Source organism: Microvirga vignae, assembly GCF_001017175.1.
GTDB classification, from domain to species: domain Bacteria; phylum Pseudomonadota; class Alphaproteobacteria; order Rhizobiales; family Beijerinckiaceae; genus Microvirga; species Microvirga vignae.
In genome coordinates this window covers 118,375-138,959 of the sequence record NZ_LCYG01000037.1, presented here as the reverse complement: position 1 = coordinate 138,959, position 20,585 = coordinate 118,375, and the positions used below count along the sequence as shown (strand labels likewise).

General features: G+C 60.7%; 17 protein-coding genes and 1 pseudogene. 12 read left to right on the top strand and 6 right to left on the bottom strand.

The genetic code is table 11. The annotated features are described in order from the left end of the window. Window positions 1-103: 103 nt before the first annotated feature. A complete protein-coding gene (gene ligD, locus AA309_RS15360; protein WP_342027951.1) occupies window positions 104-2,716 on the bottom strand; it encodes a DNA ligase D in 2,613 nt (870 codons plus the stop codon). Between the two features lie 16 nt (window positions 2,717-2,732). Continuing rightward, window positions 2,733-3,625, bottom strand: a pseudogene (gene ku / locus AA309_RS15355) (non-homologous end joining protein Ku). 330 nt (window positions 3,626-3,955) lie between these two features. Here ku and AA309_RS35230 point away from each other — a divergent pair. Further along, window positions 3,956-4,093, top strand: a complete 138-nt coding sequence (locus tag AA309_RS35230; protein WP_160310472.1) for a hypothetical protein — start codon at window positions 3,956-3,958, stop codon at window positions 4,091-4,093. Here AA309_RS35230 and AA309_RS15345 read toward each other — a convergent pair. Continuing rightward, window positions 4,090-4,629 carry a calcium-binding protein gene (locus tag AA309_RS15345; RefSeq protein ID WP_047189891.1) on the bottom strand — a complete coding sequence of 180 codons (540 nt, stop codon included), beginning with the start codon at window positions 4,627-4,629 and terminating at the stop codon, window positions 4,090-4,092. The two genes, AA309_RS35230 and AA309_RS15345, sit on opposite strands and share 4 nt — an antisense overlap. Window positions 4,630-4,704: 75 nt before the next feature. Further along, complete coding sequence (locus tag AA309_RS15340) at window positions 4,705-5,466, bottom strand: SDR family oxidoreductase (protein WP_047189890.1); 762 nt, start codon at window positions 5,464-5,466, stop codon at window positions 4,705-4,707. A gap of 228 nt (window positions 5,467-5,694) precedes the next feature. Here AA309_RS15340 and AA309_RS15335 point away from each other — a divergent pair, with 228 nt between their 5' ends. Beyond that, a complete protein-coding gene (locus AA309_RS15335; protein WP_084731272.1) occupies window positions 5,695-6,228 on the top strand; it encodes a lytic transglycosylase domain-containing protein in 534 nt (177 codons plus the stop codon). Between the two features lie 35 nt (window positions 6,229-6,263). Here AA309_RS15335 and AA309_RS15330 read toward each other — a convergent pair whose 3' ends face one another. Continuing rightward, window positions 6,264-7,412: an acyl-CoA dehydrogenase family protein gene (locus tag AA309_RS15330; protein ID WP_047189889.1), complete on the bottom strand. Its 1,149-nt coding sequence runs from the start codon at window positions 7,410-7,412 to the stop codon at window positions 6,264-6,266. A gap of 472 nt (window positions 7,413-7,884) precedes the next feature. Here AA309_RS15330 and AA309_RS15325 point away from each other — a divergent pair, with 472 nt between their 5' ends. From AA309_RS15325 to AA309_RS15280, 10 genes are all read left to right on the top strand, one after another. Then, window positions 7,885-8,673, top strand: coding sequence for an enoyl-CoA hydratase/isomerase family protein (locus AA309_RS15325; RefSeq protein ID WP_244470369.1), 789 nt, complete (start codon window positions 7,885-7,887; stop codon window positions 8,671-8,673). A 3-nt stretch (window positions 8,674-8,676) separates the two neighbouring features. Continuing rightward, window positions 8,677-9,516 (top strand): ABC transporter ATP-binding protein, encoded by an 840-nt coding sequence (locus tag AA309_RS15320; RefSeq protein WP_047189887.1) that lies wholly within the window; start codon window positions 8,677-8,679, stop codon window positions 9,514-9,516. After that, a complete protein-coding gene (locus tag AA309_RS15315; protein WP_084731270.1) occupies window positions 9,516-10,394 on the top strand; it encodes a branched-chain amino acid ABC transporter permease in 879 nt (292 codons plus the stop codon). Before AA309_RS15320 ends, AA309_RS15315 begins: the two co-directional genes overlap by 1 nt. Beyond that, the gene (locus AA309_RS15310; RefSeq protein WP_047189885.1) at window positions 10,394-11,434 is read left to right on the top strand and encodes a branched-chain amino acid ABC transporter permease; all 1,041 of its coding nucleotides are present in this window, start codon (window positions 10,394-10,396) and stop codon (window positions 11,432-11,434) included. Before AA309_RS15315 ends, AA309_RS15310 begins: the two co-directional genes overlap by 1 nt. A gap of 21 nt (window positions 11,435-11,455) precedes the next feature. Then, window positions 11,456-12,637: an ABC transporter substrate-binding protein gene (locus AA309_RS15305; RefSeq protein WP_047189884.1), complete on the top strand. Its 1,182-nt coding sequence runs from the start codon at window positions 11,456-11,458 to the stop codon at window positions 12,635-12,637. 4 nt (window positions 12,638-12,641) lie between these two features. After that, entirely contained in the window at window positions 12,642-13,451 is an 810-nt protein-coding gene (locus AA309_RS15300) for an ABC transporter ATP-binding protein (RefSeq protein ID WP_047189883.1), read from the top strand. Window positions 13,452-13,459: 8 nt separating this feature from the next. Continuing rightward, entirely contained in the window at window positions 13,460-15,292 is a 1,833-nt protein-coding gene (locus AA309_RS15295; protein WP_047189882.1) for an AMP-dependent synthetase/ligase, read from the top strand. A 27-nt stretch (window positions 15,293-15,319) separates the two neighbouring features. Next, a complete protein-coding gene (bktB, locus tag AA309_RS15290; RefSeq protein WP_047189881.1) occupies window positions 15,320-16,501 on the top strand; it encodes a beta-ketothiolase BktB in 1,182 nt (393 codons plus the stop codon). A gap of 96 nt (window positions 16,502-16,597) precedes the next feature. Next, a complete protein-coding gene (locus tag AA309_RS15285) occupies window positions 16,598-17,314 on the top strand; it encodes a TetR/AcrR family transcriptional regulator (protein ID WP_047189880.1) in 717 nt (238 codons plus the stop codon). Between the two features lie 34 nt (window positions 17,315-17,348). After that, the gene (locus tag AA309_RS15280) at window positions 17,349-18,032 is read left to right on the top strand and encodes a transglutaminase-like domain-containing protein (protein WP_047189879.1); all 684 of its coding nucleotides are present in this window, start codon (window positions 17,349-17,351) and stop codon (window positions 18,030-18,032) included. A 13-nt stretch (window positions 18,033-18,045) separates the two neighbouring features. Here the strand turns inward: AA309_RS15280 and AA309_RS15275 are convergent, their stop codons facing one another. Next, window positions 18,046-20,397: a 3-hydroxyacyl-CoA dehydrogenase/enoyl-CoA hydratase family protein gene (locus tag AA309_RS15275; RefSeq protein WP_047189878.1), complete on the bottom strand. Its 2,352-nt coding sequence runs from the start codon at window positions 20,395-20,397 to the stop codon at window positions 18,046-18,048. Window positions 20,398-20,585: the final 188 nt, after the last annotated feature.

The window sequence follows — 20,585 nt, the reverse complement described above, 5'->3', positions numbered from 1 at the left end:
GAGGACTGATGACAATTGCCCACCTTATCCCCGTTCTCCACGGGATTCACACGGGAGCGGATCCGTTCAGCGTGCGGAAAACCGTGTGAAGGTGCAGGTGAGCCTAGCGCGAACGGTGCCTGCGGCGGAGTTTCTGTGATTCGGGCAGCACCTGGTCGGCCCTGCCAAGATCGGCCCTGCCAAGATCGGCCCAGGGATCGGTCTTCATGTGCGCAAGGCGGGTCGGCAGGTTGTCGACCGTGAAGTGGTTCGGACGGATCGAGGCCGAGAGTTCGTCCCAGGCCAAGGGCGTCGAGACTGAAGCACCAGAACGCGCCCTGGTCGAGTAGGCGGCGACTGCCGTCGCACCCCGCCCATTGCGAAGGTAGTCGATGAAAATCCTGCCCTTGCGGGCTCGCTTGGCCATGGTCGCGACATAACGGTCCGGGCTGTCGCCGGCCATGTCCTCGGCAAGGGATTGGGCGAAGGCTTTTGTCTCATCCCAGCCGGCTTTCGGTTTTAGCGGGGTCACGACGTGCAGTCCCTTGCCGCCTGTCGTCTTGACGAAACTTTCCAACCTGACATGGCGCAGCCGCTCGCGAACTTCGAACGCAGCCTCGATGAGAACCGACCAGGGCACATCCTCGGCCGGGTCAAGATCCATCGTGATGCGATCCGGCCTCTCGATGTCTCGCAGGGTCGAGCCCCATGGATGGATCTCCAACACACCGGACTGTACCAGTGCAAGGAGCCCATCGAGATCTTCCACGAAGAGTACCTCGTCTCCAGCGACACTCTGACAGTGAACCAAGCTGCTCATGGCGTTCCACGAGTGTTTCTGAAAAAAGCAGGCCTTGTCCGTTCCCGACGGGCAGCGCACCAGTGCGAGTGGCCTCGCCGCGATGTGAGGCAGGATCCAATCGGCAATATCGGCGTAGTAATCGGCCAAGCCCAGCTTCGTCAGGCCCGTATCAGGCCAGAACACACGGTCAGGATGCGTGAGCGTGATGGCATGAGAGTGGCTTCTGCTCCCGCCAGTAGCAGGCCATGCCTTCGTTTCGCGCACGACCTCGCTGGGATCCTTATCTTCGCGCAGTCCCTTGAATGAGGCATGTCGCAGCAAGCCATCCGACGTCCAGCCCCGCAATTCGACTTCTGCAACGAGGATCGGCTTCACCCAGCGCACGTTGCGAGACGCGTCAGGGGATAGCCGATGCCCGAACGGGGAGGTTGGGCGCTTCAACGGCTCAAGCTCATGCCATAGATCGCGGGCCAGCGCGGCCGAAAACCCTGTGCCGACGCGGCCGACATGGACCAGACGGCCTTTCTCATGGATCCCCAGAACGAGCGAACCAAGTGCTTTCTGTGCGGTCGTCGACGGTACATATCCTGCGACGACAAATTCCTGACGATGGCTGCACTTGGTCTTCTGCCAATGCAGGCTGCGTCCGCCGATATAAGGCTTGTCTTTGCGCTTCGAGACGATCCCTTCCAGCCCCAGGCGGCAGGCGTGCCGTATCATCGCGTCGCCGTCCCGCTCGATATGAGCGCTATAGCGCAACACGCCTCCGGCCGGCGCATCATCAAGGAGAGCAGAGAGCAGCGTCTTCCGCTCGAGGAGCGGAGCTTCGGAGAGATCGTAACCATCGGCATAGAGGAGATCGAAGGCATAGAACGCCATTCGATTGGCACGGCCTGCCTTCAGGTCAGCCTGCAATGCCACAAAACTCGACACGCCCGTCTCGTCCTCGACCACGAGTTCACCGTCGATGAGCGCCGATCCGAGTTTCAGGCTTCGGAGTGCGTCGGCGATGGGCTTTAACCTCGCGGTCCAGTCGAGGCCCTTGCGCGTGAGGAGCTTAACCGTGCTCCCCTCGATCCGCGCTTGCAGCCGATAGCCGTCGAACTTGATCTCGTGGATCCACTCGTCGCCGTCTGGGGCTTTGTCGGCGAGTGTGGCAAGGCTCGGCTCCAGAAAGGGCCGAAGGAGACCCTTCCTCGCCCCCGTAACGCGGGAAAGCTCAAAGGTGCGCTTGTTGCTTCCTTCAGCTGCTTGCTCCCGCTTTCTGTGGTCCTTTCGGATGTCGCCCACGGCAGCAAGATCAGCATTCGTTCGGCCGGAGAGAACCGATGTCGTCCCGGTGTCGACCAACTCCGGATCTCCGGGTTCTCGGGCGTGCTCGTCCTCGGCCTTGATGAGGAGCGATTGTTCCTTTGTCTCGCGGGGCTTCGCACGCATGCGTACGAGATGCCAGCGCCCTTTGAGGCGCTGGCCATCAAGCACAAATTCAAGATGTCCTTTCGCATAGGCCTTGTGAGGATCGCCGACCGGCATCCAGCGCCCCTGATCCCACAGGATCATCGTGCCGCCGCCATATTCGTCTTTCGGGATCACGCCTTCGAAGGTGAGATACTCGAGCGGGTGGTCCTCGGTGTGGACTGCCAGCCGCTTGTTGCCCGGAACCAGGCTCGGGCCACGCGTCACGGCCCAGCTCTTCAAGACGCCATCGAGTTCCAGCCGGAGGTCGAAGTGCAACCGGCGGGCATCATGCTTCTGAACGCAGAAGCGGTTTCCTCGTGCACGCCCTGCCTGACCCTTCGGCTCAGGCGTCGCCGCGAAGTCCCGCTTCGCCGTATAGGCAGCAAGGGGCGCTGAGCGAAGAGCCACATCGCGACTGCCCCGGCGCAGCATTGCCTTGTCGTCGGCGGGCACTGGCGTCTTGGATGAGCGCGCCACGGTCTAGTCCTGTCCGTCAGCTTGCCTTGCGCGCCGGGCCGCGAGCCGCCGACCGGCTCTTCTTCGCCGTGGATTTGGCCGGCGCGCGACGAGTGCTTGCCTTGGCTGCGGATTTCCTCGTCCCACCCGGCGCACGTTCCGCATCAACGCTGCGACGCAGGGCCTCCATGAGGTTCACGACATTGGACGGCTTGGGGGTGTCCGGGGTTTTCGGAGCTCTGCCGCCTTGCTTCGACTGGATCAGTTCGACGACAGCCTTCTCGTAGCGGTCCTCAAGCCGCGAGGGATCGAAGTCGGCAGCTTTCGTCTCGATGATATGACCGGCGAGGTCCTTCATTTCTGCCGGCAACCTCATCTCTGGGATGCCCTCGAAGTACGCCTCTTCGCTACGCACCTCGTACGGATAGCGTAGCAGCGTCGCCAGGATACCCTTGCCCAGCGGTTCCAGGAGAACCATTCGCTCACGTCGGGCCATGACGACGCGGGCGACGCCGGCTCGTTCTTTTTCCTGCATGGCATCGCGGATGACCGCGAAGGCCTCCTGTGCCACCTTATCGTCTGGGGCGATGTAGTAAGGGATATCGAGATAGCGCTCATCCACCTGATCTCGCGGGACAAAGCTTTCGATGTCGATGTTGTGGGTGCTCTCGATCCGAATGGCTTCGAGTTCCTCGTCCTCCATGAGGATGAAGGAACCCTTGCCGACCTCATAGCCCTTGACCTGCTGGTCGGATTCGACGACCTCGCCAGTCTCCGCATCGATGAACTGACGTTTGACCCGATTCCCGGTCTCCCGGTTGAGAGTGTGAAAGCGTACTCGTTCAGATGAAGACGTCGCCGGGTACATGCGACGGCGCACGAAACCAGAGATAACTTTAAGTATCCCTTCCAGTTCGCCCGCGGTGCCATAGTATACTCCTGACAAAATACTTGGCCCGCAGAGTCGTTTGGATTCTCTGCTGAGTCGAAGTGATTCGGGTTCGACTCAAACGCGACTCTCGGACGGGTCGTTCCGAATCAATTTTGACTCTCAGGAATGCCCCAATACTTGTTGCGTAATGGCCAAGCTGGAGCCGTTGCGTTCGAGACGGCAGCCGTGTTGCGGGAGTAAGCCATCCCTCCCCAGCTTGGCAGCCTGAGTTTCGAAGGCGCTCTGTACCTATTCGGGAGGAGGTGCCAGTGGCGGGCGAATATGGTTTCATGCTTCCACTCGCGAAATTGAAACAGGAGGTAAAGCTCATGGCCGGTAAAGCTCGCATGAGACCGTCGTTCAAAAGGCACACCCGCCGCTATCGGGAGGTAATCGCGCCTGCCAAGACACTCGAGGGGCAGAAGAACCTCACCAAGAAGCGTCGCTATGCCAACCGCCACGGTTAAGTGGCACCAGGATGCAGATCCATATGGAATGTGTTCATTTTCAATATGCCGAACAGGTGCGGGACCACCGCGTTGACGTGGGCAGCTCCGAAAACCTGCAGTGATCTTGCGCGGGAGCTGTCTTGGATGACGTGGAACTCGCCGTAGGTCATCTTGAGGCCCTTGGCTGTGGTGGCGGTCAGTACCTGCTTGGATGCGCCTGTGCCGTCCGCATCATGGTACACGTAGCCCTTGGCGGAATCGTGGATGATCCGGTCGTCCCGGTCGTGCGCCTTCACGCCTGTCCAGAAAGCGGAGGAAGCCAGTTTGCCATCTGCGAGCTTGGTGACGACGCCATTCTCCAGGTGGATCGTGTCGTCTGCCACCTTGTAATCGGCGAGACTGTCGATGCTGCTCGATGATGGCTTGGTGTTGAACACGAAGATGGCCTTGCCCGAACCGCCATGGAGCGTGTCGCTACCCAAGCCGCCGCTGAGGGTATTGGCGCTGGCATTGCCCTTGACCGTGTTGGACGACGCATTGCCAGTCAGGCGCACCGGGCCTGAACCCGTTGCAAAAAGATTCTCGACATAGATAGCGAGCGTGTGGCTGACGCTGGAATGGGCTGTATGTCACAGGCTGGCAGTGATGCCGCCATCGACATAAAGGATATGGCCGTTGACGAAGCTCGAGGCATCGGAAGCCAGGAACACGGCGGCGCCGATCAATTCATCCATATTCCCCCAGCGACCTGCGGGCGTGCGCTTCTCAAGCCAAGCGCTGAAGTGAGGATCGGCAACGAGAGCGGCATTGAGTTCGGTTTTAAAATAGCCAGGGCCAAGCGCATTGACCTGCAAGCCGTGCCGCGCCCAATCGGTCGCCATTCCCTTGGTCAGCATCTTCACCGCACCCTTGGTTGCCGTATAGGGCGCAATGCCTGGGCGCGCGAGTTCGGCCTGCACGGAGGCGACATTGATGATCTTGCCGTGGCCGCGGGGAATCATGCGCTTGGCCACCGCCTGCCCAACGAAGAAAACGCTGTCGATGTTGGTGGCCTTCAATCGTTCCCAAGCTTCAACTGGAAACTCCTCCAGCGGGGCCCGGTGCTGAAGCCCCGCATTGTTGAAGAGAATCTCGACCGGTCCGATCTCTGCTTCGATTTCGGCGATAGCCGCCTCGACCGCTCTGAAATCCGTGACATCGAAGGAGCGCGCATGAACCTTGTGCCCCTCTGCTGACAGCATTGCACGGGCTTTCTCCAACTGCTCCCTGTCGCGGCCGTTCAAGACGACGGTGGCACCGGCTTCCGAGAGACCGCGAGCGATTGCGTAACCAATCCCCTTGGAGGAGCCGGTGACGAGGGCGAGGCGACCGGTGAGGTCGAAGATTTTCATGGCTGGATTCCTAAGAGACGGGCAGGCGGAAGCGCCGGTACTCTACACGAATAAGGTTCGACACTCGAAACAAGCAGGAACGCCGAATGAGTTTTGAGCCGTCGTTCGCTACTGCTGACAGGGCTCGATCTGTTATTTCATATCCGGTGATATCAGGCGTTACAGCCAAGCTGACGCCTAATTGCCACGTTTGCTCAGACAATGGCCTCCTTAAATAAAGGGGTTGCCATGATCGCTCGTCTCGTTCTGGGCTGTGCTGTGATCGCTTGTGTCCAGCCAGCACTCGCCTCCGACCGTGCCGCCATTGATGCTCTTGTCGCGCAACACGCCAAGGCCCATGGGGTGCCGGAAACACTGGTACATCGGGTCATCAAAAGAGAGAGCGGCTATAATGCCCGGGCACGGAATCGAGTCTACTGGGGCCTCATGCAGATCCGCCACGATACGGCGCGCGGCATGGGCTACACAGGCCCGGCATCAGGGCTGCTCGACGCCGGTACCAATCTGACCTACGCAGTCCCGTATCTGGCCAATGCCTATAGGGTTGCTGGCGGAAATCAGGATCGCGCTGTCGCCCTTTATGCTGGCGGATATTACTACGAAGCCAAGCGGAAAGGCCTTTTGCGACAGCTCCGGACCGCGCTGAGCAATCCTGTGTCGCCCGGAGTGGCCGATCCCGTGTCGACAGGATCGATCTCGGATTACGCTTCGCACCGGCCCTCTCTGAAAGCCGCATCCTTCACGACAGCAGCGGATCGATGATGTCTCAACTTATCGTCGCTGTGTGATCTCTCATCCTAAAGAGAGCGGGCGATCAGAAGCTTCATGATCTCGTTCGTGCCACCGTAGATGCGCTGAATGCGCGCGTCCAGATAACGCCGACCAATCTCGAACTCGTTCATGTAGCCATAGCCGCCATGAAGCTGCAGGCATTCGTCGGCGGTTTCGCACTGCTTGTCCGTCGTCCAGTATTTGGCGATTGACGCGGACACCTGATCAAGCTCGCCCTTGATGGCCCGTTCGACGCACCAGTCCAGGAAAACGCGAGCGATCAGGGCTTCGCTCTTTCGCTCAGCCAGAACGAAGGCCGTGTTCTGAAACTCCAGAATAGGTTTTCCGAATGCCTTGCGATCCTTCGCGTAGTCCGTAGTCAGCTGGATCATGCGCTCGATGGATGCAACCGCTGAGACCGCGATGGCGAGGCGTTCTTTAGGCAGTATTTCCATCATCTGATAGAACCCGCGGCCTTCCTCGCTGCCGAGGAGGTTTTCGGCGGGAACGAAGGCGTTGTCGAAGAAGAGCTCGGACGTATCCGAGGCGTGCATCCCGATCTTGTCGAGGTTTCGGCCCCGCCTGAAGCCGCCGCTGCCTTTGGATTCCAACATGAGGAGCGAGATGCCCTTCGTGTCTTGGTCCGGATCAGTCTTCGCTGCGACGATGATGAGGTCCGCGACCTGACCGTTCGTGATGAAGGTCTTCGATCCATTCAGCACATAGGCATTGCCTTTGCGGCTGGCGCGGGTGCGAAGCGCCCGAAGATCGGATCCGCCAGCGGGCTCCGTCATGGCGATCGCACCGATGAGCTGGCCCGTCACCAATCCAGGCAGCCAGCGCTGCTTCTGCTCGTGCGAACCAAAATGCATGACGTATTGCGCCACGATGGCATTGTGCACCGCTACGGGCAGAGCCATCTCAGGCAATTCGTACTCGAGGTCTTCGATCACGGCTGCCACATGGGCGAAGGTGCCGCCGAGGCCGCCATATTCTTCCGGAACATCCGGACAAAGCGCGCCCATTTCACCAAGAGCCAGCCACGCATTCCTGTCGATCATCTTGTCGGCGCGCCATCGCCCCGCTCGGGGAGAGAGATTGGTGGAGAGATAGCGCCGGAACGTCTCTCGAAAGATATCGAGCTCGCCGGTCATCCAGGATGAGCGATAGGTCATGGGTTCCTTCCATCCTCATATGAGGGGACAGGCAATTGTAGGCAGCGCCGGACAGGGTGATCGTTCGATATGATTTCGCGCACCCATGCAAATCCCGCCGATGCACTCGGCGCGGTCGCCTGCCCGACAGGGCTGCGGTGTCCATCCTCCCGAAATTATTTTCTATCTACCTGGTGGTAGTCTTATGACTAAAAGGTAAGCTCCTGGCTTATTTCCCGTCAAGCATCCCTCACTTACGACAACAGGCAAGTCGCTTTGGGAGCCTGCGTTGCCGGGATCATGCCTTACACGCTTCATCTTTCGGAGAAGGGAAGGCGTGTTGACTACTACTCGTGAGTAAGAATACGATTTGAGAGTAGGCCAGTTCACTGTTGGTCCACCAACAAGAAGCCGAGAATGCCGCCTAAGAGCATATCCGGCCATCAGGTCAAGCGTTGGCGATCCCCAGCGCGTCCTATGGGAGGAGATGCTGGTGGTGCAGAGTTCTGACTCGATCACCTTGTCCGTTGCCAACGCCGTCGCAACGATCAAGCTCAACCGCCCGTCGGTGCTCAACGCCATCGACGCAGGAGCGGCGAGAGCTTTTCTGAAAACGCTTCAAGTCATCGCAGACCGCTCGGACGTGCGCGCTATCGTGCTGCGCGGAGAGGGACGGGCGTTCTGTGCCGGAGGGGACGTCGGCCGGTTCGGGGACGGCGATCCCGAGGCGGCTATTAACGAGATCATCACTCCGTTCCATGAGGCGCTGCGGCTGCTCGACGGCCTTCCACAGCCCTCTATTGCCGCCGTTCATGGTGCTGCGGCGGGGGCGGGCTTCAGCCTCGCGTTGGCATGTGATTTCGCCATTGCAACCGAGACGGCGAAATTCACGCTTGCTTATGCGCGCATCGGCGTAAGCCCTGATGGATCCTCGACCTACCACCTGCCGCGTATCGTGGGCTTGAGGAAAGCGAAGGAGCTCGCGCTGCTGGCCGACACCATCGACGCGGCCGAAGCCCTTCGGCTCGGTCTCGTCAACTGGGTGGTTCCGGAGGCGGAACTCGACAGCGAATGTGCTCGGCTTGCCGCACGTCTCGCGTCAGGACCTTCCGCTGCCTATCACCGCATCCGTGATCTGCTGACCTCATCCTTCAACAGGGATTTGGACGCCCAGCTCGAAGCCGAACGCCAGGCCTTCAAGGCGCTTTCGCGAACACAGGATTTCCAGGAGGGCGTCTCCGCCTTTCTCAACAAGGCTCCTGCGCAATTCAAGGGACACTAGAGCATGTCAGACGGCCTCAACCGATCCTCGCGCGAGACCGCCGCTCCGATCCTGAAAGTCGACGTGCTCTCGCTGTCCTTCGGCGGCCTGCGCGCACTCTCCGGCGTTTCGTTCGAGGTGCAGGAAGGCTCGATCACCGCCCTCATCGGGCCGAACGGTGCCGGCAAGACATCCATGTTCAATTCCATCTCCGGCTTCTACAGGCCGACCAAGGGGCGGATCATCTTCGAAGGTGAGGATATCAGCCGCGAGCGGCCGCCCGCGAGAGCCAAAAGAGGGCTGGCGCGCACGTTCCAGAATATCGCCCTGTTCCGGGGCATGACGGTGCTGGACAACATCAAGTTGGGTCGCCATGCCCATCTCAAGACCAATGTTCTCGACGCTCTGTTCTACAGGGGGCGGGCGCATCGGGAAGAGATGGAACTCCGGGCCGAGGTCGAGGAGCGCATCATCGACTTCCTTGAGATCCAGCATATCCGCCACGCGCCCGTAGCGGCGCTTCCTTATGGCTTGCAGAAGCGCGTGGAGCTTGCACGCGCTCTCGCCATGCGCCCTCGCATTCTCATGCTCGACGAGCCTGTCGCGGGGATGAACCGGGAGGAAACGGAGGATATGGCCCGCTTCATCCTGGACGTGAAGGAGGAGTGGGGCATCACCATCCTGATGGTCGAGCATGATATGGGCATGGTGATGGATATCTCCGATCATGTGGTCGTCCTCAACTTCGGTCAAGTGATCGCGCAGGGGCGTCCAGCTGACGTGCAGAACGATCCTGCCGTCGTCAGCGCCTATCTCGGCTCAGGCGATCTCGCGCAGCGCATTCGCAAGACGGAGGCCGCGTGATGGATTGGCTTTATCTGACGGAAGTTGCTCTGGCCGGTCTGGGCGCAGGCGCTCTCTACGCGCTGACCGGTGTCGCCTTCGTGTTGATCTACAAGGCGACCCGCGTGGTCAATCTCGCCATCGGCGAGATCCTCATGCTTGGTGGCTATGTGTTCTTTGGGCTTGTCGCGGGAGCTGGCCTGTCCATATGGGCCGCCATTCCGCTGACGATCCTCGCTGGTGCCGCCTTGGGCGTACTGGTGGAGCGCACCCTCATCCGTCCCATGCTCGGCGAGAGCCCCATTTCGGTCTTCATGGTGACGATCGGGTTAGGTTCCATCCTGGCCGGGATCGTCGAACTCGCCTGGGGCGCCGACCCGCTGCGTTTACCCGAGTTCATTCCCAACACGCCGATCTTCTTGGGCGAGGCCTATGTCGCTCCGAAGGTCGCTTACGGCGCGATCATAGCCGCTCTTCTCATTGCTGGAGCGGTTGTGGCGCTCAGATTTTCCCGGGGAGGCGTTGCTCTGCGCGCAACCGCGCGTGACCAGGGTGCGGCCTATTCCATGGGGATCGATGTCGGGCGTGTCTTCTCGCTGTCCTGGATGGCGGCCTGTGCCACGGCCGCCGGAGCCGGAGTGATCGTCGGTGCCATTGGCGGCATTTCCCCCACGATGGGCATCTTTGGATTGTCCGTGCTCGTGGTCGTGATCGTCGGCGGCCTCGACTCCGTCGCAGGCGCGCTGGTCGGCGGGCTTCTCATTGGACTGGTCGAAGCGCTCGCTGGCAGCTTCCTCGGCGGCGAATACAAGTTGCTCGCGACATTCAGCCTGTTGATCCTGATCCTGATGATCCGGCCCTATGGCATTTTTGGTACCCATGAGATCGAGAGGCTCTGATGCGCATCGGAACCATAAAACTCTCCTACGCGACCGATGAGGCCTTGTTTGACACGAGAGTGCAATGGGTCTGGCTCGGACTTCTCGCGCTTGGGCTCATGATCTTCCCCTTCGTGGCCGGCCCGTACTGGGTCTATCTGGCCTGTCTGGTCGCCATCAACGTGGCAAGCGCCACGGGTCTCAACATCCTCACGGGCTATACTGGGCTCGTGAGCCTGGGACAGGCGGCCTTCATGGGCGTCGGGGCCTACACGGTCGCGGTGCTTGAAACCCGCGTCGGCACACCGTTTTTCATCAACCTGCTGCTGGCTGGCGGAATGACCGCGGCGGTCGGCGTGGTGTTCGGCATCCCGAGCCTTCGGGTGAAGGGGCTCTATCTCGCGATTGCCACCATCGCGGCGTCGATGATCCTGCACTTCGTGTTTGCGCATTGGCCGCTAACCGGCGGAACCCGTGGCCTCTCGATGCCGCCTGCAGGCTTCCTCGGCATCGCGCTCGACCAGCCCCAGAAACTCTATTGGCTCATTATCCCGGTGACGGCGCTCATGGTGCTGGGGGCAGCCAATCTCTTCCGCACCCGCGTTGGGCGTGCGTTCATCGCCGTCCGCGACCGGGACATTTCGGCGGAGGTGCTTGGAATTCCGCTGCTCCAGACCAAGCTGACAAGCTTTGCTCTCTCGTCGTTCTACGCGGGCGTCGCGGGTGGGATGTGGGCTTACTTCTTCCGCGTCGTGACGCCTGAGAGCTTCCCGCTGATCAACTCGATCTTCTACCTTGCGGCCATCATCGTCGGCGGCATGGGCACCATCTTAGGCGGCATTCTCGGGGCCACCTTCATGACGCTGGTGCCGGAGATTCTCAAGCTCGTGGTCGGCTGGATCACGCCTTGGATGCCGGATGCGCTCAGCCTCCTCGCTCCAATCCGAACCATCGTGTTCGGTGCTCTGATCGTCGGGTTCCTCATCTTCGAACCACAGGGCCTTGCCGAGATCTGGCAGAGGATCCGACGTTTCTTCCATCTATGGCCCTTCAGAACATAAAGACTATCGGGAGGAAATCACATGAAACTCACGTTATCGCGGAGAAGTCTCATAGGAGCGGCGATGGCCGGGCTTACGCTCGGCGCGGTCGATGCCAGAGCGCAGGCCCAGAATGAGGAGATCGTCCTCGGCGGATCGATCCCCCTCACCGGCGTCTTCGCCTTCGCAGGCGTCGGCATACACGCGGGCATTCAGGATTACCTGAAGATCGTCAACGATGCGGGCGGCATCAAAGGCCGCAAGATCAAGTACGTGGCCGAGGATACCGGTTACAAGGTGGACGCCTCCGTGGCGGCCTTCAACAAGATCACCGGCCAGAACAAGGTCTCGCTCTATTACGGTGACTCGACGGGCTTCGCGAAGACGATCAATCCCGAACTCGAGCGCAAGGGCACAATGATCATGGCCGGCGCATCCTTTGCGTCGGAGCTGAACGATCCGAAGAAGTTCCCGCTGCAGTTCCTGCCAGGTCCCGACTACACGGAGATGTTCGGCATCCTCATGCGCCACATCGCCAAGGAAAAGCCGGGTGCGAGCATCGCCTTCGTCTATTCCGACACGGAGTTCGGGCGTGATCCCATCGCACCGGGCGAAAAGCTCGCCACGGAACTCGGGCTGAAGGTTGTCGAGAAGATCGTGACGCCGCCGGGCAGCGTGGATGTGTCCACGGAAGTGCTCAAGCTGCGCCGTGCGCGCCCCGATTACACGATCTTCCATGGCTACGTGCTCGCACCGATCCCGGAATTCATCCAGCAGGCGAAGCAGATGGGCATGCAGAGCCGCTTCATGGGCACCTTCTGGTCCATGGACAATTCCATGGTGGAGAAGATGGGCGAGGCCGCCGACGGCTTCATGGGCGTGATGCCTTACCGCTACTACTACGACAAGGAGGGCACCGCGCCGATGCTGGACAAGATCCGGCAGATGCGACCCGAGTATCAGTCCACGGCCTATATGCAGGGCTTCGTGACTGCAATGCTGATGACGGAAGCGGTGAAGCGCACCCTTGATGCCAGCAAGGAGCTGACGGGCGCGAATCTGAAGGCCTCGCTCAACACCATCAAGGATTTCGACACAGGCGGCATCTTCGGCGTTCCGATCTCCATCCCCGGCAATTCCGTGCCGGTCGGCCGCATCTATCGCTTCGATGCCAAGCAGAAGCAGATGCTTCCGGCCTCCGATTGGATCCAGCTCGGAAAGTAAACCCATGGACGCGGAGATCCTTCTGAACGTCAACAATGTCGAGGTCGTCTATAACCGGACGATCCAGGTTCTCCGCGGCCTGTCCCTCCGGGTTCCGAAGGGCGAGATCGTCGCTCTTCTGGGCTCGAACGGAGCGGGCAAGTCCACCACGCTCAAGGCCGTTTCGAATCTGCTCGAACTTGAAGACGGCGCCGTTACCGCAGGCCAGATCGAGTTCGACGGCACGGATATTGCGAGCCTCACGCCGCACGGGCTCGTGCGGCGCGGCCTGTTTCATGTGATGGAGGGCCGCCGCATTTTTGAGGATCTGACGGTGGAGGAGAACCTCACCGCCGCCACCTTTTCGCTTTCCGGACGCGGCTTGCCGATCACGCCTTTCGATCTCGTCTATTCCTACTTTCCGCGCCTGTACGAGCGCCGGAAGGGACTTGCCGGTTATCTCTCAGGCGGCGAGCAGCAGATGCTGGCGATCGGCCGGGCACTGATCTCAAAGCCCAAGCTCATCCTTCTCGACGAACCATCCCTCGGCCTGTCGCCGAAGCTCGTGGAGGAGATCTTCACCATCATCGCGCGCATCAACGCGGAGCAGGGCGTCTCCATGCTGCTCGTGGAACAGAATGCCGCCGTCGCGTTCTCCGTGGCGAGTTACGGCTACATCATGGAGATGGGCAAGGTCGTCATCGACGGACCGGTGGAGCGGCTGGTCAAGGATCAGGACGTGCAGGAGTTTTATCTCGGTCTCGGAGGAGGCGGCACCCACAAGAGCTATCGGGATGTGAAGCATTACAAGCGCCGCAAGCGCTGGCTGTCATGAGGACCATCATGCCGCAAGCTCTCGACCACGACAGCATGACCCTTCCGCAGCTCCTGCGGGACAATGCCCGACGCATGCCCAACCGCATTGCCCTGAGGCAGAAGGATTTCGGCATCTGGCAGCCGATCACATGGGCCGATTACTACAATCGGGCCAAGCATTTCGGCCTGGGCCTCGTGTCATTGGGTCTGGAGCCGCGCGGGCATGTGGCCATTCTGTCCGAGAACCGGGCGGAATGGGTGATCGCCCAGCTCGGCGCCGGCCTCGTGGGCGGCGTAACCATCGGTGTCTATGCCACCAGTCCGGCCAACGAGGTATCGTATGTTCTGGGCCATTCGGATGCGGAGGTGGTGGTCTGCGAAGATCAGGAACAGACCGATAAGGTGCTCGAATGCCTGGAGGAGCTGCCGAAGCTCAGGCGCATCGTGGTAATCGATCCGAAAGGCCTGCGTCACTACGAGAACGACAAGCTCTCGACATTCAAGGAGGTACTTGAGAAGGGAGCCTCTTATGAAAAGGATCACCCGGCCCTGATCGACGAATGCCTCGCCGGGCAAAGCCCCACCGATATCGGTCTCATAGTCTACACTTCTGGTTCAACCGGAAAGCCCAAGGGCGCCATGCTCAGCTATCGCAATATGCGTGCTCAGGGCACCGCTGTGATCGAGCGGCTCGGTTATACGGAGGTCACCACCAACCTGTCGTATCTACCGCTGTGCCACGTGGCCGAGCAGATGCTGACGGTGATGGCGCCCCTCCAGTCCGGCTCCTGCGTCAGTTTCGGCGAGTCGATCAGAACAGTTCAGGAAGATCTGCGCGAGATCGCGCCAACCTTGTTCCTCGGCGTGCCTCGGATCTGGGAAAAGCTGCATTCGGCCATCCATATCAAGATGATCGAGGCCAGGGGCTTTCGCCGCAGGCTCTATGAAAAGGCCGTTTCCTTATGCGAGCCCTTCGCCGAGAAGGCGCCCGCCGACCGCAGCTTACGTGAAAAGATGGTATTCGGGATTTGCTATCTCCTGGTCTTCCGGGCGTTGCAGAATTTCATCGGCCTGCGGCGAGCCAAAGTGGCGCTCACCGGTGCAGCGCCCATCTCCCCCCTGATCGTTCGCTTCTTCCGCACGCTCGGGATCCCGCTCATCGAAGTCTATGGTCTGACTGAGACCTCCGGCATGGTCACGGGCCAGCGGCTTGACGCTCTCCTGCCGGGCGCCGTCGGTCCAGCGGTTCATGGGGCGGAGGTGGATATTGGCCCGGACGGAGAACTGCTCGTACGGGGCGACATGGTCTTCGAAGGCTATTACCGCAACGAGGAGGCGACCCGCGCATCGATCCGTGACGGATGGCTGCACACGGGCGACGTGGCCAGAATCGAAGCCGGTCAGGTTAAGATCGTGGACCGACTCAAGGACATCATGATCACTGCCGGCGGAAAGAACCTCAGTCCGTCCGAGATAGAGAATACGGTCAAGAGCAGCGCCTTCATCAAGGAATGCATCGTCATCGCCGAAGGGCGCCGCTACCCGGCTGCGTTGATCCAGATCGATGCGGAAACCGTCGGAAAGTGGGCCGAGGAAAACCGGGTGCCCTTCACGAACTACAAGAGCCTCGCGGAGAACAGGCGCGTGCGCGAACTGATCGATGCGGAGGTTGAGCGTGCCAACAGGCAGCTCGCGCCCGTAGCGCAGATCAAGAAATTCCATCTCCTTACGAAGGAGCTGGATCACGACGACGATGAAGTCACGGCCACCATGAAGGTTCGGCGCGCGAATATCTATCGGAAATATGCCGCCGAGATTGAGGGGCTCTACAGAGAAGCGCCCGCCGTGGCGGCGGAATAAGACAGTCAGGTTCGAGGAGTTTTCAAGATGGCACGCAGCGTCGTCATTGCATCGGGAGTCAGGACCGCCATCGGCACCTTCGGTGGCACGTTGTCCAACCATTCGCCCACCCAGCTCGGCGCGCTCTGCGTGGCGGAGGCGTTGAAGCGAGCCAAGCTCGAAGGCGCGGATGTGGACCACGTGGTGTTCGGCAACGTGATCATCACCGAGCCGAAGGATGCCTATCTCGGCCGCGTCGCGGCTATCGAAGGCGGTATCCCCATCGAGGTGCCGGCCATGACCGTGAATCGTCTGTGCGGCAGCGGTGTCCAATCCATCGTGTCTGCCGCACAGTCCATCATGCTCGGCGATTCGGAGGTGGCCGTGGCGGGTGGCGCGGAGGCGATGAGCCGTTCGCCGCACCTGTTGCATACGGCCCGCTTCGGTCAGCGGATGGGAGACGCCTTGGTCGTGGATCACTTGGCCGGTATCCTCACGGATCCATTCGGGAACGGCATCATGGGCATCACGGCGGAGAACGTTGCATCCAAGTGGCAGATCTCTCGTGACAGCCAGGATTCATTTGCGGCGGAAAGCCAGCGTCGTGCGGCGATCGCGATCAAGGAAGGGCGCTTCAAGGACCAGATTCTTCCGGTTGAAGTGCGAAAAGGGCGGGAGAGCATTTCCTTCGATACCGATGAACACCCCAAGGGCGAAACGACCCGTGAGAGTCTGTCGTCCCTTCGCCCTGTTTTCCGCAAGGACGGAACGGTGACGGCTGGCAACGCTTCCGGCATCAACGATGGCGCGGCCGCTGTCGTTCTGATGGAGGAGGGTCGGGCCGGGCGCGAAGGGCGGAATGTGCTAGCCCGGATCGTTGGCTACGCACATGCCGGCGTGGAGCCCGGTGAGATGGGTATCGGGCCGGTTCCCGCTGTTCGGAGCTTGCTTGAGAAGACAGGAATGAAGATCAGCGACTTCGACGTCATCGAGTCCAATGAGGCCTTCGCCGCCCAAGCCTGCGCCGTGGCGAACGAACTCGGCCTCGATCCCGAGCGCGTCAATCCGAACGGGGGAGCCATTGCCCTTGGCCATCCTGTGGGAGCCACCGGCACCATCCTGACCGTCAAGACGGCTTACGAACTCGCACGAACAGGTGGGCGCTATGGCCTGATCACCATGTGCATCGGCGGCGGCCAGGGCATCGCACTGGCTATCGAGAGAGCCTAAAGGAAATCCAATGAGGGATGTGCCTGCCTTGGACGCCCTGCCGAGCGGCCCTTACATGGGCGGGCGGTTACGCCCCCCTTATCACTCAGGAACCCCATGACGGCATCCCCTTGGAAAAAGCCTGCCGACCGGCAGAAGGAGCGCGAAGTCAAGCGCGATGCCGTGCTGCGTGCCGCCGCTCAAGCATTCAATGAAAACGGCTTTCACAAGACATCCCTGGACGATGTGGCCGAGCGCCTGAACGTCACGAAGCCGACGATCTACTACTACGTCAAGAACAAGGATCAGATCCTGTTCGAGTGCGTCCGCATCGGTTTGGAGATGCTGGAGGATGCCTCGGCCCAGATCGAGGGAACCAGTGCCAATGGCCTTACGAAGCTGATTGCTCTCTGGCGCGTCTATGTGCAGATCGTCACCGAGGATTTCGGCCGCTGCCTGATCCTCGTGGGCGAGGATCCGCTTCCGCCTGGCACGCGCAAGGAACTGCGTGCGCTGAAAGGACGGATCGACAAGCGGTTCCGCTCCGTCATCGCGGAGGGTATCGAAGACGGCTCCATCCGCCCTTGCGATCCGAAGATCGCGGCCTTTGCCGCAGCGGGTGCGTTGAGCTGGATCGCGCGCTGGTACGACCCGCGCGGGCCACTCAATCCGCAGGAACTCGCGGACCAGATGATCGACCTGCTCGTCAACGGCGTTGGGGGTGCTGGCCAGGCAAAAAGAAAGACAAACGGTAAGGCCGGGATGAAGCTCGCTGCTGCGAACGCACCCACGTCACCAAAACAATCCCGGAAATCCGCCAATCGAGCCTCCTGACGGACTTTGTTCCGGCAGGAGAGGGAACCGCGCCATGAATCCAACCGAGCAGCGCCTTTGTCTCGGCCCGGCCGAATACGTGGACAGCGACCACTCTGCGATCCGCAAGCATGCCGTGAAGCTGACGGCTGGACTTGGTCGGGATGCAGAACGCGCGAAGGTGCTGTACGAAGCAGTGCGCGACAGCGTCCGGTACGATCCGTATGTGGACTACACCGACCTTGAATCCTTCCGGGCCAGCAGTGTTCTGGCGGCGGGTCGCGGCTACTGCGTCGGCAAGGCCGCTCTTTATGCCGCGCTCTGCCGCGCCGCCGGAATTCCGGCCCGTATCGGCTTATCCGACGTGCGCAACCATCTCGCGACGCCCCGCCTGCTGAAGGCGGTCGGCACCGACCTGTTTTCCTATCACGGCTATGTCGAGGTTCATCTCGGCGGTCGGTGGCTGAAGGCGACGCCGACCTTCAATGCGAGCCTCTGCGCCAGGCTTGGTGTCGAACCGCTCGACTTCGACGGCACTGGCGATGCCTTGTTCCAACCTTTCGACGGGGAAGGGCGATCGTTCATGGACTACGTCGTCAATCACGGCACGTTCTTTGACGTGCCTGCAAAGTTCCTCATGGGTGAGATGGCGCGGCTCTATCCGGCCCTCTGCAGGCCCGGAGGCTATCGAGGGCAAAGCATGGAGGAGGAGGCCGGAGAATCTGCTCCGGCTTCGTGAGATAACACCTGCTTTAATTGCGCAGTGGCTTGCCGGTCACCAGCATGTGCTCGATGCGCTCTTGCGTGGCCGGCATCTTCGCGAGGGCAATCACCGCCTCGCGCTCCAGTGCCAGAACGTCTTCCTCGGACGCGGCACAGCTTATGCCGTTCGCGCCTGTCAGAACCGAGGCGAGAGTCTCGGCGATTGCCATTTCCGTTTCAGTGAAGCGAAGGGCCTCTCGGCGCTGCTCGATAAGCCCCATGAGCGTGTGCTTGCCTGACGGACCAGCCAGCACAATCGTCGAGCGGTCAGGCACATGGTATCCGGCGTTCGCCATGGACGCTGCACGCTGGATCGCTCTGCCGATCAGATGATCGCGGTTCATGACGATGCTGTCGGTCGAGCGCAGCAGTCCCTTGCCCCAGGCATCGAGAGCCGAGGACGAGGGATTGCCGGCGAGGATCGTCTCGAATGTCATTGTCGCGACGGAAACAGGATCGTCCGCGTCCCTGGCTCGCTCCTGCCCGCGCCACAGGAGCTGCGTGCATCCTCCCCAGCCAGGCACGATGCCCACTTTCGTTTCAGGAAGTCCTGCCGCCAGATCCGCGTGGGCCACAATGGCATCGCAATGAAGCATCAGCTCGCAACCGCCGCCGAGCGCGAGACCGGCCGGGGCAGCAACGACAGGAAAGGGCGCATATTTCACCCGCAGGAAGAGGTTCTGACCCCTCGAGAGAAATGTCCCCAGCGCAGCCCAATCTTTCTTGCGCAAGAGATCGACGAAGTACGACAGATCGGCGCCCGCCGAGAAGGCGCGCGGGTTGTCGTTGCCGATAACGAGGCCACGAAACCCGGATGCGATCCTATCGAGACCTTCCTCCAACGCATCGAAAACGGCAGGGGTCAGGCTGTTCATTTTCGTATGGACTTCGAGGCAGGCTATGCCGTCGCCCGCATCCCAGAGCGTGGCTCCTTCATTCCCAAGAATTTTCGGCTGGCGTGACTTGAGGGCCGACAATGTGAGAACGTCGATCTTGTCTGTCGGCTGCGCGCGCGTGCCATCGGTGCGGAGTGCCGATCCTGTGTTCCTGTCGTAGAAGCCCTCGTTTCGGATAGCAGAGGCAAGAAGGGACGGCACGTCTTGCCCGCCCTGGGGCAAGCGTTCCGCAAGCATTGCCATCCCGCAACGTTCGGCAAGCTTGAACGGACCTGCGCGCCAGGCATAGCCGAGTTCCATGGCCGTATCGATGGCGGCAACGTCGCTCGCGATTTCCGGGCCGACATGGGCAGTATAGGCGATGAGGCGGGACAACACGCGCCAGCCATAGAGGCCGCGAGGATCGCCTGCCTGCAGAAGGGCTACGAGATCGCGGCCCTTACCTGGTAGCGCGGCGGCATCGACCGGCGCTTCAGGGCGGTACAGACCTGAAGAGAGATCCAGCACTTCACGCGATTTGTCGGCATTGATCCTGTAGAAGCCGCCCTTGGCTTTTCGACCCAGCTGTCCTGCTGCGATCATGCCCTGGACGACCGGATCCGCGGGCAGATCATAGGCGTGAATGTCGTCGGAAGCGGGCAGGGCGCTCATGAGGCTGCCCCACACGTGCGGGATAAGGTCGATGCCGATGAGGTCGAGCAGTCCGAAAACGCCGGTGCGCGGCATACCCAGCGCCGCCATCACCGTATCTGCCTCCTCAACAGTGAGACCTAGGATCTTTGCTTCGAGCGCAGCCACCGCCAGCCAGTAGCAGCCGATGCGATTGGCGATGAAGCCCGGCGTATCGTGGCAATCGACGACGGTTTTCCCGAGAATGACTTCCGATGCCGCCTTTGCGCGCGACACCAGCTTGGTTGAGTTCTCCGGAGAACTGACGATCTCGACGAGGCGCATGATGCGCGGCGGATTGAAGAAATGCGTAATCAGGAAGTCGGCCTCAAACGAGGGGCCAAGTTCTGCAATCAGGTCTGAACGGCGTATCGTGGAGGTGTTGGAGGAAACGATCGATCCCTTTTTTCTGACGCTGTCGACCTTGCGGTAAAGATCGCGTTTCACGTCGAGCTTCTCGACAACGGCCTCGATGATCCAATCGGCCTGCGAAAGCCGTTGAAGGTCATCGTCGATATTGCCGGCATGGACGAGTTTGGCAGCATCAGGATGCATGAAGCCGTTTGCCTTGAACTGACGTGCGATCCCTGCCTCGGCTGGACTATTGGGAGATGAGTCCGGCCCTCGAATGTCGAGCAGATCCACAGGGATGCCAGCATTGGCAAATTGCGCGGCGATGCCGGATCCCATGGATCCCGCACCGATGACGGCGGCTCGCGCAATGCCGGTTCCTCGAGCACCGATGATGGAAGGAGAGGACGAGGAGAAGGCGTTCATTGTGTCTCCGAGAAAATGGATGGCCCTATCGGAGCCCTGATCTTCAGGACGGCGCACCGATCTCTGTGCCGCCGACCACCCAAGAGCTCCGAGGAACTTGGGTGCCTCTTCGGGTTGCGAACCGAGAACGAGATCGCCCCTATCCTTCGTTGATCATGTTATAAGTTCAGTATTATTCCTACTGCCTA